The 12,335-nt window shown below is 54.6% G+C and carries 12 protein-coding genes; 9 read left to right on the top strand and 3 right to left on the bottom strand.

The features are described 5' to 3' along the window. Positions 1 to 779, top strand: a 779-nt coding sequence (locus FD744_RS24110) for an IS4 family transposase (protein ID WP_160869810.1), incomplete at its 5' end; no start/stop codon positions are given. Positions 780 to 1,056: 277 nt separating this feature from the next. Continuing rightward, a complete protein-coding gene (locus FD744_RS24105) occupies positions 1,057 to 2,193 on the top strand; it encodes a 3-phenylpropionate MFS transporter (RefSeq protein ID WP_034825954.1) in 1,137 nt (378 codons plus the stop codon). On the opposite strand, the gene csiE is transcribed toward FD744_RS24105, so the two are convergent. Beyond that, entirely contained in the window at positions 2,190 to 3,458 is a 1,269-nt protein-coding gene (gene csiE / locus FD744_RS24100; protein WP_160869808.1) for a stationary phase inducible protein CsiE, read from the bottom strand. The genes FD744_RS24105 and csiE overlap by 4 nt on opposite strands. Positions 3,459 to 3,614: 156 nt before the next feature. On the opposite strand from csiE, the gene FD744_RS24095 reads away from it, so the two are divergent. Further along, on the top strand, positions 3,615 to 4,241 hold the full coding sequence (locus FD744_RS24095) for a DUF1007 family protein (protein ID WP_058959151.1): 627 nt from the start codon (positions 3,615 to 3,617) through the stop codon (positions 4,239 to 4,241). Then, positions 4,232 to 5,215, top strand: a complete 984-nt coding sequence (locus FD744_RS24090) for a nickel/cobalt transporter (protein ID WP_160869806.1) — start codon at positions 4,232 to 4,234, stop codon at positions 5,213 to 5,215. The genes FD744_RS24095 and FD744_RS24090 overlap by 10 nt, the downstream gene beginning before the upstream one ends. A gap of 42 nt (positions 5,216 to 5,257) precedes the next feature. On the opposite strand, the gene suhB is transcribed toward FD744_RS24090, so the two are convergent. After that, positions 5,258 to 6,061, bottom strand: a complete 804-nt coding sequence (suhB, locus tag FD744_RS24085) for an inositol-1-monophosphatase (RefSeq protein ID WP_034825653.1) — start codon at positions 6,059 to 6,061, stop codon at positions 5,258 to 5,260. Positions 6,062 to 6,182: 121 nt separating this feature from the next. Here suhB and trmJ point away from each other — a divergent pair, with 121 nt between their 5' ends. From trmJ to sseB, 5 genes are all read left to right on the top strand, one after another. Then, positions 6,183 to 6,926 (top strand): tRNA (cytosine(32)/uridine(32)-2'-O)-methyltransferase TrmJ, encoded by a 744-nt coding sequence (gene trmJ, locus FD744_RS24080; protein WP_034825966.1) that lies wholly within the window; start codon positions 6,183 to 6,185, stop codon positions 6,924 to 6,926. A gap of 135 nt (positions 6,927 to 7,061) precedes the next feature. Further along, the gene (gene iscR / locus FD744_RS24075; protein ID WP_034825654.1) at positions 7,062 to 7,559 is read left to right on the top strand and encodes a Fe-S cluster assembly transcriptional regulator IscR; all 498 of its coding nucleotides are present in this window, start codon (positions 7,062 to 7,064) and stop codon (positions 7,557 to 7,559) included. Positions 7,560 to 7,648: 89 nt separating this feature from the next. Further along, on the top strand, positions 7,649 to 8,818 hold the full coding sequence (locus FD744_RS24070; RefSeq protein ID WP_160869804.1) for an IscS subfamily cysteine desulfurase: 1,170 nt from the start codon (positions 7,649 to 7,651) through the stop codon (positions 8,816 to 8,818). Positions 8,819 to 8,880: 62 nt separating this feature from the next. Next, the gene (pepB, locus tag FD744_RS24065; RefSeq protein WP_160869802.1) at positions 8,881 to 10,167 is read left to right on the top strand and encodes an aminopeptidase PepB; all 1,287 of its coding nucleotides are present in this window, start codon (positions 8,881 to 8,883) and stop codon (positions 10,165 to 10,167) included. Positions 10,168 to 10,379: 212 nt separating this feature from the next. Further along, positions 10,380 to 11,147, top strand: coding sequence for an enhanced serine sensitivity protein SseB (gene sseB, locus FD744_RS24060; RefSeq protein ID WP_058959145.1), 768 nt, complete (start codon positions 10,380 to 10,382; stop codon positions 11,145 to 11,147). 210 nt (positions 11,148 to 11,357) lie between these two features. Here the strand turns inward: sseB and sseA are convergent, their stop codons facing one another. Next, on the bottom strand, positions 11,358 to 12,200 hold the full coding sequence (sseA, locus tag FD744_RS24055) for a 3-mercaptopyruvate sulfurtransferase (RefSeq protein WP_160869800.1): 843 nt from the start codon (positions 12,198 to 12,200) through the stop codon (positions 11,358 to 11,360). Positions 12,201 to 12,335 lie beyond the last annotated feature (135 nt).

Here is a 12,335-nt window from a genome sequence, read left to right as displayed (position 1 = left end):
TCGACAGCGTCTCAGCTGTCGGCGAAGCCGATCTTGCCGCTCAGCTTATCCCACAAACCCCCGACCACTCTCTGACCCTCTTTGATAAAGGTTTTTATGCGCTGGGTCTGCTGCACGCCTGGCAGTCAGCGGGAACGGAAAGACACTGGATGTTGCCGCTGCGCAAAGGGGCACAGTACCGTGTAGTCCGTAGCTTAGGGGCCGGGCAGGAGTTGGTGGAATTACAGCTGTCGCCGCAGGCGAAGAAAAAATGGCAGGGTGCTGCAGACACGCTGACGGCAAGGCTTATCAGCAAAGAACTCAACGGAAAAACGGTTCAAATCCTGACATCCATGTGCGACCCCCTGAGGTATCCCAAAGCAGATGTCGTGGACTTATACGGCCATCGCTGGGAAATAGAGCATGGGTTCCGCGAGATGAAACAACACCTGCTGAATAATGAGCTGACGCTGAGAAGCAAAAAGCCAGAACTTGTGCGTCAGGAGCTGTGGGGCGTGGTCCTGGCCTATAACCTTCTGAGGTTCATGATGGCGCAGATGGCGTACAGCCTGAAAGACGTGGAACCTTATCAGATGAGTTTTAAGCAGTCCGCACTGTATCTGAGAAGTCATCTGAGCCTGCTACCGGGCATCTCAGGGGGAAAAATACCGCGGATAATGGAAGAGATAATGGCGATGGCGCCAGGGCTGGTGCTGCCGGAAAGAAGAGTGCGGCATTACCCAAGGGCGGTAAAAAAGAAGCCGCAACGTTATCCGCTGCGGCCTCCATTAAGATCTTAACTGACAAGCATTATGGCGCTTGCCATCCTTTTTTTATGCACGCGACCCGTGCTGTATAGAGTCAACACACACCGCACACACCGCACACACCGCACACACCGCACATGAAGCGTTCACGCAGACCTTGTTATTACGGCGTCTGAGGTACGATTTCCGATACGAAGCCTGTCGCAGAAAAAGCTATTCCCCGACCTTTCATTTCACTTTTGTTCAAGCCTCTGACAAAGTAGCGGCCCAATGGGCTGCGGGCGCAGCTGACATGCCTGTGGGAGGCAAAATGACCATCGGATCGGCCAGATGGCTGGGACTCAGCTACTTCACCTACTTCTTCTGTTATGGCATCTACTTACCTTTCTGGAGCGTCTGGCTCAAAGGCATAGGCCTGGACGCTGAAAAAATCGGCTTACTGCTCGGTTGCGGCATGGTGGCGCGATTTGTCGGTAGCCTGCTGATCGCCTCGCAGGTTAAAAACCCTTCTCAGCTGATTCTGGCGTTGCGGCTGCTGGCATTGATGACGTGCCTTTTTGCGTTAGGTTTCTGGTTTGGCGGCCAATGGTTATGGCTGTTACTGGTCATGGTGGGCTTCAACCTGTTTTTCTCGCCGTTGGTGCCGCTCAGCGATGCGCTGGCAGCGACCTGGACGCAGCAAATTGGTCTGGCTTATGGCCCGGTGCGGCTATGGGGTTCGCTGGCGTTTGTGATTAGCTCTGCGCTGACGGGGATGCTGGTGAGTGCCTGGTCATCACAGGCGATTCTGGCACTGCTAAGTGTGGGCTTGCTGGCCATGCTTAGCGGCATGATGTTAGTACCCAAAACCCGGCCACAAGGTGATGCGCGGCAGGGGGCAAGCGGCGGTTGGACGGCGTGGCGCGATATGCTACGGGAGAACGCGGTCTGGCGCTTTATGTTATGCGTGACGCTAATGCAGGGGGCACATGCAGCTTATTATAGCTTCAGTGCTATCTGGTGGCAGGAAGCAGGCTATTCCGCATCGGTGATTGGCTATCTATGGTCGTTGGGCGTAGTGGCGGAAATCGTCATCTTCGCGCTGAGTAATCGTCTGTTCCGTCGCTGGAGTGCCCGCGACTTGCTGCTGCTTTCTTGCTGCTGTGCGTTAGTGCGCTGGGTGATGCTGGGATCCAGCACTGCGCTGCCGCTGCTCATTGCTGCTCAGATTTTGCATTGTGGCAGCTTCACCGTATGCCATTTGGCAGCGATGCGCTTTATTGCCGCGCGCAAAGGGGCCGAGGTGATTCGGTTGCAGTCGCTTTACTCTGCACTGGCGATGGGCGGCGGGATTGCCGTGATGACGATGATCAGCGGTGTGCTGTTTACCCATTTACAGGGACATCTGTTCTGGGTGATGGCACTGGTGGCGCTTCCTGCATTGTTCCTTCGTCCGCGCGCTGCTTAAGCTTCCAGCAGTTGACGAATGCGCTGCTGCTGATGGTAGCTCAGCGGCAGCTCGGCGTGGATCAGCGGCGGTGAAAACAACGGTAACGATGTGGCGTAGGGTGTGATTACCAGCGCCACGTCACGCGGTGCACCTTCTCGTTGAAAGTGCAGCATATCCTGATAAGTGATGTTGATTGGCAGCAGCGTTATCTCGCGGATTTGCTGCTCCAGTAATTGTTCCATTGCCGCATCCGCGCCGGTCAACAGCAGTACCTGCTTCTCCTGCAGTGCGCTATCCTGCATCAGCCAGGCACCGAACAACACTGCCACCAGACTCACTTCCTCCGCGCTGAATTCCGTGCCGAAATCACTGCTAAAGTGATAGAGCGCGCGTTCGGTGGTGCGCAGTAAACGTGGATAAAGACGCGCCACGTCCAATGCCACACTGTTATCAATCCCAATGGCAAAGTGACTGCGATCCAGCGCTTGCGCCAGATGCGTGAATAATTGCAATTTCAGCTCGTGCTGATTTTTGACGCGTGTCTGCGCCAGCTGTTCAAAACGGGCGATTAACGCTTCGACGGCCAGCATGAGCTGCTGCGCCTGGTGGTCTTCAAGCTGATTCCCATCCGGCGCATGAATCAAACTGAACAGCAGCGTCCAGAAGTCGGTTTCGCTAACGTCCGGCGCTAAATGGCAGCGTTTCTGCCAGTGGTGAATCACATCATCTGCGGCAGCACGCTCGGTTTTTGTTGCCAGCCATGCCCGCTGTTTCTCATTGAACAGCGCATTTTGCCGTTGGCACAGCGCGTACTTCATAAAAATTTGCAGAAACAGGCGATCGCGCGGCGTGAAATCGCGGCTTAGTCGCAGACTACAATGTTGAATTAACGCCTGCAGATTGGTTTCATCCCACAGCGCCTTTTCGATATTGAGGACTTTCAGGCGCTGACGCAGCACGGGAGCAAAATGTTCGCAGACGAAATCCTGCGACAGGCGCAGCGCGCGTCGCAGCCAATGGAGCAGGCAGAGCCGCCTGTCCAGTTCCGTCCCATGTATGCGGAAGCTGCCATCCACCATCTGGTGTAACTCCAGTTGATGGAAGCGCTGTATCTCATCACCGACATCCGCGATATCCTGTCGGGCAACGACAGGATCAACACCATTTAACTGGCAGAGCTTTTCAAGCGTTAGCGCGGGAGCAGGCAGAAACAGTAGCAATAGCAGATGGCAACGACGCTGGGCACGGCTGAAGAGTGGTGCAGATGAAGGTGCAGAACTCATCAATAGTATTATCCGCGGGTCATTTTTGAGCTAAGAATAGCTAACTCCACGCGGTAACCCTGCACTTTGTCGTGACTTTTGCTCAGAGCTTTTAGGCGGGTCACAGTTTTTCTGGGCCAGTATAATCTTCACTTGAGAATTGTTACTTTATAACACATGAAAATTGCACTCATTCCTTTTACGCTGTTGTTCAGCGCTGCAGCCTGGTCTCATCCGCACAGCTTTATCGATATGAAAAACGAGTTCGTCAGCGAAAACGATCACCTGACAGGCATGAAAATGGTGTGGACCATGGATGAAATTACTTCAGCCGATCTGCTTTACGATGCCGGCAAAGCGAAACCCGGTGACGTGGTATGGAAAAAGCTGGCGGCGCAGGTGATGGCGAACGTGTTGGGGCAACATTACTTCTCAGAGGTATGGCAGGACAAAACGCGGGTGAAGTTCCTGAATTTGCCCAAAGAGTACAATTTGTCGCGCAACGGCAACAAAGCGGTGCTGGAGTTTATTGTGCCGTTTGGCGAACCACAGTCGCTGAGTGCGAAACAGTATCGTATTCAGACCTTCGACCCGAGCTACTTTGTTGATATGTATTACGATAACCCACAGGCATTAACCATGGACGACGGCGTAAAAGCACACTGCCAGATAGACTTACATACCCCCAAACCGGATGACTCGCTCAAGCAATATGCGCTGTCGCTGGATAAAGCCGATGCGCCGCCGGAAGACATGGATCTCGGCCAGCAATTCGCGCAGACGGTGACCCTGACATGTCATTGATTTCTCTGCCTTCTCGTTCACGCAGACTGTGGCCGCTTTGGTTGCTGGCCATAGTGATGCTTGCTGCCGGATATACCCTGTGGCAGCACTGGTCGCAAATTTTGCTGCAAAGCGTGTTATGGCAGAAAGTCCTCAATCGCGAAATGACCCAACTCCTGCAACAAGTCGCTGACCAGCCTCAGCAGGCGGGCGTGACTTTAATGCTTTTTAGCCTGGCTTATGGTGTGCTGCACGCGCTGGGCCCAGGGCACGGCAAAGTGGTGATCAGCACCTTCCTGGCGACGCATCCCGCGAAGCTGAAAACCAGCATGAAACTGACGCTACTGGCCGCACTGTTACAAGGCGGTGTGGCGATTGGTTTGGTCACAGTGATGCTGGTGGTATTGCAAACCTCATCGCGGCAAATGCATCTCGGCAGTTACTGGCTGGAGAAGGGCAGTTATCTGCTGGTGATGGCGTTGGGCGTGTGGGTCGGCTGGCGCGCCTTGCGCGCTCTTTATCAGGGATTGCGTCCTGCGCCGCAAAAAATGCAGATCCGCGCCATTCGCCCGCATCATCAGCATGATGAACATTGCGGGTGCAGTCACGCCCATTTGCCCAGCGCGGAACAGATGGAGCAGGCAGTGAGTGGCAAAACTCAGGCGCTGGTGGTGCTATCCATGGGCATGCGTCCCTGTTCTGGTGCCATCATGATGTTGCTATTTGCCAAGGTGATTGGCGTTTATGCGTGGGGCGTGGCTTCTGCCATTGCGATGGCCATCGGTACCGCCGTGACGGTGTCTGCAATGGGTTTGTTAGTTCAGCGTTCGCGTCGCCTGGCCGAGAAGTTGGGCGCGGCAAACGGCGATTCTCAACGGGCGAAAGTCGTTATGTCTGCACTGGCGTTAACGGGCGGGGTAGTGCTGATGCTCGCGGGATGGTTACTGTGGCAAAGCGCACAGCCGATGATGAGTAGCGGGTTACGACCGTTTTAACGGCGTAAAAAAAGGCGGATATGATATCCGCCTTTTTCGTGCTTAGCGCTTCAGCGCTTCGCTCAGTTCTTCACGCATGGTCGCCAGCATGGCTTTCACAACGCGTGGGTTACCTGCAACGATGTTACCTGACATCATGTAGCCATGGTTGCCGGTGAAGTCTGTCACCAGGCCGCCCGCTTCACGCACCAGCAGTTCTCCCGCAGCGAAATCCCATGGCTTCAGACCTATCTCGAAGAAACCGTCCACGCGGCCAGCGGCCACGTAAGCCAGATCCAGCGCAGCAGAACCGGTGCGACGGAAATCAGCACACTGAGTGAACAGTTTGCCGACGATGTTGATGTAAGGGGTTGCGTGCTGTTTCAGCTTGAACGGGAAGCCGGTTGCCAGGATGGTGCCATCCAGGTCACGCGCGGTGCTGCCACGCAGACGGTAGCCATTCAGCTGTGCGCCCTGACCGCGAACAGCGGTGAACAGTTCGTTGCGCATTGGATCGTAAACCACAGCCACTTCGGTGCGGCCTTTGATGCGCACTGCGATTGAAACTGAGAAGTGTGGTAAACGTTTAATGAAGTTGGTGGTGCCATCCAGCGGATCGATTACCCATTGAATGTCCTGATCGTCACCCGCCAGTTCACCGCTTTCTTCGGTGATGATGGAGTGCTGCGGGTAGGATTTGCGAATCACTTCGACAATCAGACGTTCTGCGTCGCGGTCAACATTGGTAACGAAGTCGTTGCTGCCTTTCTGGCTGGCTTCGACAGCGTCCGGGGTTTCATAATTCTTGGCAATTAAATTTCCGGCCTTGCGCGCTGCGCGCACGGCGATGTTGAGCATCGGATGCATCGGTATCTCTCGCTGGATGTTAAAGAACGGGTGAAAACGGCGCGGAGTATATCAGGGTGTTCAGCAAATGTCCTGCTTTTATGCTAGGCTACGCGCCATCATTTTCTCACCGCTCACTATTATGCTGCAAAATATCCGAATCGTACTGGTTGAAACCTCGCACACTGGCAACATGGGCTCTGTTGCTCGCGCCATGAAAACCATGGGCTTAACCAATCTTTATCTGGTCAACCCGCTGGTCAAACCTGACTCGCAGGCCATCTCTCTTGCCGCCGGCGCCAGCGATGTGATTGGCGATGCAAAAATCGTGGATACGCTGGACGAAGCGATTGCGGGCTGTAGCCTGGTTGTCGGCACCAGCGCGCGTTCCCGTTCGCTGCCCTGGCCGATGCTGGATTCGCGTGAATGCGGTATCAAAAGCGTGGAAGAGGGCCAGCAGGCACCGGTTGCACTGGTGTTTGGTCGTGAACGTGTGGGCCTGACCAACGAAGAGTTGCAGAAGTGCCACTATCACGTCGCCATTCAGGCAAATCCGGAATACAGCTCGCTGAACCTGGCGATGGCAGTGCAGATCATTGCTTACGAAGTGCGTATGGCATGGCTGGATGCGCAGGAGAAAGCCAGCCCACAACCGCAAGAAGAAGAATCCCCTTATCCTTTGGTGGACGATCTGGAGCGCTTCTATCAACACATTGAGAAGATGATGCTGGAGAGCGGCTTTATCCGCGAAGGCACCCCGAGCCAGGTGATGAGCAAACTGCGCCGTCTCTACACCCGCGCGCGCCCGGAACGTGATGAACTCAATATCCTGCGGGGTATGCTGGCTTCGTTCCAAAAGCCTAAAGGTGATAAGGGTAATAGTTGAGTAAAACAGTTGGTTAAATAGTTGAGTAAATTACTTGGTTAAATAGTTGACCGTTTTACTCAGGAATGGCAGACTGGCGTCAATTCATCAGATAGCCCGCCGATACCCGGACGGACGCTTACGAGGTTGTATGCTATGAGACTGACATCCAAAGGACGTTATGCCGTAACCGCTATGCTGGACGTTGCACTGCACTCAAACGAGGGCCCGGTGCCGCTGGCTGACATTTCTGAGCGTCAGGGCATTTCGCTCTCCTATCTGGAGCAGTTATTCTCACGTCTGCGTAAGCACGGTTTAGTGGCCAGCGTTCGTGGTCCAGGTGGCGGTTATTTGTTAGGTAAAGATGCTGGCGCGATTGCCGTTGGCGCGGTGATCACGGCGGTTGACGAATCTGTTGATGCCACCAAGTGCCAGGGCAAAGAAGGCTGCCAGGGCGGCGAGCGCTGCCTGACTCACGTCTTGTGGCGTGACCTGAGCGAACGCATCAGCGAATTCCTCAACAACATCACGCTGGCTGAACTGGTAAACAACCAGGAAATCCTGGATGTGGCAGATCGTCAGAACATGAACGACACTCGCCGCTTCCAGCAGCATCGTATGCAGGAAACCATCAACGTTAATCTGCGTGCTTAATCCGCTCCCCTTCAGCCCTTGCTGTTCACACAGCCGGGGCTGAATCGTGCTATAAAGACGTATGATTTTTTATACGGAGTTTTAGCGCAATGAAATTACCGATCTACCTGGATTACGCAGCGACAACGCCTGCCGATCCGCGTGTCGCCACCAAAATGATGCAGTTTCTGACTTTGGATGGCACCTTCGGTAACCCCGCTTCCCGTTCTCACCGTTTTGGCTGGCAGGCTGAAGAAGCCGTTGATGTGGCGCGCAATCAGATTGCAGAGCTGGTCAATGCCGATCCGCGTGAAATCGTTTTTACTTCCGGTGCGACCGAAGCTGATAACCTCGCCATTAAGGGCGCGGCTCAATTCCATCAGGCGCGCGGCAAACACATTATTACCAGTCAAACTGAGCACAAAGCAGTGCTGGATAGCTGCCAGCAACTGGAGCGTGAAGGTTTCGACGTCACCTATCTGCAACCCGGCAGCGATGGCATTGTCACGCCTGCGATGCTGGAAGCCGCACTGCGCGATGACACGGTGCTGGTCTCTCTGATGCATGTGAATAACGAAACCGGCGTGATTCAGGATATCGCCGCGTTCGGAGCCTTGTGCCGCGCGCGTGACATCCTGTTTCATGTTGATGCCACCCAAAGCGTCGGCAAATTGCCGATTGATGTTGCGGCACTGCCGGTGGATCTGATGTCGTTTTCAGCGCATAAAATCTACGGTCCGAAAGGCATTGGTGCGCTGTGGGTGCGTCGTAAACCTAAATTACAGATCGATGCGCAGATGCACGGCGGCGGTCATGAACGCGGTATGCGATCCGGTACCTTGCCGGTGCATCAAATCGTGGGCATGGGCGAAGCGTATCGCGTTGCACGTGAAGAGATGAGCAGTGAAATGGCGCGTCTCGCAGCCATGCGCCAACGTCTGTGGCACGGCATCAGCCAGTTAGAGAATGTGAATATTAACGGTTCGCTTGAGCAGGGTGCACCGAATATCCTCAACCTCAGTTTTGCTCAGGTTGATGGCGAATCGCTGATTATGGCGCTGAAAGATCTGGCGCTGTCGTCCGGTTCTGCCTGTACCTCGGCCAGTCTCGAACCCTCTTATGTACTGCGCGCCATGGGCGTTGAGCAGGAGCTGGCACACAGCTCGCTGCGCTTCTCGCTAGGACGCTTCACTACCGAAGAGGAAATTGACTATGCCATTGAGCTGGTCAATAAAGCGGTAAGCCGTTTACGGGCATTAACGCCCGCCACGTCCCGCTAATTCATGCACCCCTTGCGCCGGTTCTGGCGTAAGGTGACACCTAACGCAAACGGAGCCACGCGATGACAACACAACCGATGACAATTACGCTCAGCTCCCAGGCCGCCGATGCGCGCTGGGGTGAAAAAGCACTGCTGAGCAGCACTGAAAGTGGCATGACCCTTCACCTGACTGGCGCCGATGCGCTGATGAGCATCCAGCGCGCGGGGCGTAAGTTGGACGGTCAGGGGATTCGCCACGTAGCCCTGAGCGGCGAAGAGTGGGATTTAGAGAAGTGCTGGGCATTCTGGCAAGGCTATCGCAGCCCGAAAGGCAAGCGCCAGGTAGAGTGGCCAGCATTAAGCGAAAACGATCAAACAGAATTTGATCGTCGTCTGAAGATTGTTGACTGGGTGCGCGACACCATCAACTTACCAGCGGAAGATCTGAGTCCGGAACAACTAGCGCACAGCGCGATCGATCTGATCAGCGAAGTGGGCGGTGACGCAGTGAGCTATCGCATCACCAAAGGTGAGGATCTGCGCGAGCAGGGTTATGCCGGTATTCACACCGTGGGCCGCGGTTCAACCCGCGCACCTGTGCTGCTGGCGCTCGACTTCAACCCAAGCGGCGATGAAAATGCGCCGGTATACGCTTGTCTGGTCGGAAAAGGCATCACCTTTGATACCGGTGGTTACAGCCTGAAGCAGAGCGCGTTTATGGATTCGATGAAATCCGATATGGGCGGCGCAGCAACGGTGACTGGCGCGCTGGCGCTGGCGATTGCGCGTGGCCTGAAGAAACGTGTGAAGCTGTTCCTGTGCTGTGCTGACAACATGGTGAGCGGTAACGCGTTCCGTCTCGGCGACATCATTCGCTATCGTAACGGTAAAACCGTGGAAGTGATGAACACCGATGCGGAAGGGCGCCTGGTGCTGGCTGATGGCCTGATTGATGCCAGCGAGCAAAATCCTGAGTTACTGATCGATGCAGCAACTCTGACCGGTGCAGCGAAAACGGCGCTGGGCAACGATTATCACGCCCTGTTTACCTTTGACGATGTCCTGGCGGAATCTCTGTTGGGCAGTGCAACCGGTGAAAACGAAGCCTTCTGGCGTCTGCCGCTGGCGGAGTTCCATCGCAGCCATCTGCCGTCAAACTTTGCCGATCTGAACAATATCGCGAGTCCGGCACATGCAGCAGGCGCCAGCAGCGCGGCGGCGTTCCTCTCTTACTTCGTTAGCAAGTATCAGCAGGGTTGGCTGCACATTGACTGTTCTGCCACTTACCGTAAAAGCGCGGTGGATCAGTGGTCAGCGGGTGCCACCGGTCTGGGTGTGCGCACTATTGCCAATCTGTTACTGAAATAAAATCGGTGCGCATGAGTGCGCACCTTACGTTGGGTCGCAGAGAGATGTGTAACCTACGTCAGGCCGCCATTGATGTGCATGCACCTTTCGTCTGGTCGCCATTGATGTGCATCCTTCATCAGTATTGTGTAGGGTCGTCATTTATGGCGACCGAACAGCGCTTAAGCGGCAAACCTCATGCATGAGCTTGCCGTTTTTTTGGAACTTGATAAATGAGCAATCGTCTTGAAGAGGTGTTAAAGCTGGCCGCCACTGAGCCTGCGCACCGTCCGGAATTCTTTCAACTGCTGCTGGAATCTGACATTTGGGTGCCAGGTGAAAGCCCTGCAGAGCAGTTTGATGCCACCTCGCCTGTGGAATTGCTGCATTGGGAAAAAGAGGGTGGCGGCAGCGTTATCCCGTTCTTCACCTCAGAAGAGGCGATGGGCGAAGCAATTAAAGAAGAGCAGCCTTATCTGCGCCTGCCCGCGCGCACGCTGTTCGAAATGACCCTGGGTGAGAGTTTATTCCTCAATCCTAAGCTGCCAGCCGGTAAAGAGTTTTCACCGGGTGAGATTGCCCATTTGATCGGTGAAGAGGGTAGTGCGCTGAGTCAGCAAACGGTGTTGGAAGGCGGCCATGCGCTGCTTCTGTCGGAAGTGGCTGAACCGCCCGCGCAGATGATTGATTCACTGACGCAGCTGTTTGCCAAATATAAGCAGGTGCGTCGTGCTTACATCGCCAGCATTCGTGAGAATGCTATGGAAGAGCCCAATTTGCTGATCGGTATCGAAGCCGATAGCAATATTGATGAGATTATTCAGGCGGCAGGCAGCGTGGCAACCGATACGCTGGCGGATGATGCACCGATTGATATCTGCGAAGTGGTGGTCGACGAGAAAGGCGTCAGCCACTTCTTCACCGCCCATATCACGCCATTTTATGAACGTCGCTGGGGCAGTTTCCTGCGCGACTTTAAAGGCAGTCAGCGGATTATCTAAAAATCGCTAGCTGCGGTGCAATTGATTGCGCATCTGACAGCCATCGTTCGGCTTAAGATACGCGCGATAAATCGCGCCGCTACGGATCGCACTTATCGGGTAGCGGCGCAATTTATTGCGCGGTAGTCAAATCATCATTAGCAGGCGCAGAAGTTTGTTCTGCAACCCCCTTCATTGCCATGCTCAGCAGTTTAATCGGCTAGCTAAACTTTATTTCTCTATCGGTAAATCGTCGCGGCTGCCCCATTCACCCCATGAGCCGTCATACAGCGTGACGTCACGCACGCCCAGCGACGTCAGCGCCAGAATCACCACCACTGCCGTCACACCCGAACCGCAGCTGGCGATAATGGGTTGATCCAGTTGAATACCTGCTTTTTCAAACAAATCGCGCAGTTCAGCCGCTGGTTTCAGCTCGCCGTTCACCACCAGATTGTTCCACGGCATATTCAGGCTATTCGGGATGTGTCCGCGCAGCAGACCGGGTCGAGGCTCATCGACTTCAGCATTGAAGCGGTTAGCCGCTCGGGCATCAACGATCTGCGCGCCGCCCTCATGGCTGATCAACAACACATCGGTCAAACGTTTCACCAGCCCCTGATCGTAATGGGCTTCGAACTCGCCTTCTGGCAGATCAACCGGACCCGAAGCGACATCAAAACCTGCCGCTTTCCAGCCCTGCAAACCGCCCGCTAAAATCGACACGTTGACGCAGCCAAAGGCGCGCAACATCCACCATGCACGGGGTGCAGAGAACAGGTTACCCTCGTCATACACCACCAGATGTTTATCCTGATTAACACCCAGTTCGCGCATCGCCACGGCAAAAGCTTCCGGGCGCGGCATCATATGCGGGTAAGCGCTGGTGTGATCGGACAAAGCTTCGATATTGAAATAAGGCGCATCGGGCAAATGCCCTGCCAGATATTCCGCCTGGATATCACGCACCGCTTCCTGACCTGGCGGCAACATGCGCGCATCTAATACCTGCAACGTTTCATCGGTGTAATGCTCTTTTAACCAATCGGCAGAGACAAACAGGGGAGCTGTCATCGCAACAACCTCTTCTCAATCATCGGAAAATGGAAAGAGCCAGTGTCCGGGAATGTGAACGCTATCTCAAGGGTATCGTTGCTAAAGTGAGTAGGTTGATGTGAAATTGCGCAGCACACTATTTTAACCTTTGGG

This window comes from Pantoea sp. Taur (assembly GCF_009830025.1).
Lineage (GTDB): Bacteria > Pseudomonadota > Gammaproteobacteria > Enterobacterales > Enterobacteriaceae > Pantoea > Pantoea communis.
This window is presented reverse-complemented; position numbering and strand designations above follow the sequence as displayed.

Bases quoted from the DNA above. Each gene is read 5' to 3' on its own strand.
- FD744_RS24105 (WP_034825954.1), top strand. From the start codon at position 1,057: ATGACCATCGGATCGGCCAGATGGCTGGGACTCAGCTACTTCACCTAC.
- csiE (WP_160869808.1), bottom strand. From the start codon at position 3,458: ATGAGTTCTGCACCTTCATCTGCACCACTCTTCAGCCGTGCCCAGCGT.
- FD744_RS24095 (WP_058959151.1), top strand. From the start codon at position 3,615: ATGAAAATTGCACTCATTCCTTTTACGCTGTTGTTCAGCGCTGCAGCC.
- FD744_RS24090 (WP_160869806.1), top strand. From the start codon at position 4,232: ATGTCATTGATTTCTCTGCCTTCTCGTTCACGCAGACTGTGGCCGCTT.
- suhB (WP_034825653.1), bottom strand. From the start codon at position 6,061: ATGCATCCGATGCTCAACATCGCCGTGCGCGCAGCGCGCAAGGCCGGA.
- trmJ (WP_034825966.1), top strand. From the start codon at position 6,183: ATGCTGCAAAATATCCGAATCGTACTGGTTGAAACCTCGCACACTGGC.
- iscR (WP_034825654.1), top strand. From the start codon at position 7,062: ATGAGACTGACATCCAAAGGACGTTATGCCGTAACCGCTATGCTGGAC.
- FD744_RS24070 (WP_160869804.1), top strand. From the start codon at position 7,649: ATGAAATTACCGATCTACCTGGATTACGCAGCGACAACGCCTGCCGAT.
- pepB (WP_160869802.1), top strand. From the start codon at position 8,881: ATGACAACACAACCGATGACAATTACGCTCAGCTCCCAGGCCGCCGAT.
- sseB (WP_058959145.1), top strand. From the start codon at position 10,380: ATGAGCAATCGTCTTGAAGAGGTGTTAAAGCTGGCCGCCACTGAGCCT.
- sseA (WP_160869800.1), bottom strand. From the start codon at position 12,200: ATGACAGCTCCCCTGTTTGTCTCTGCCGATTGGTTAAAAGAGCATTAC.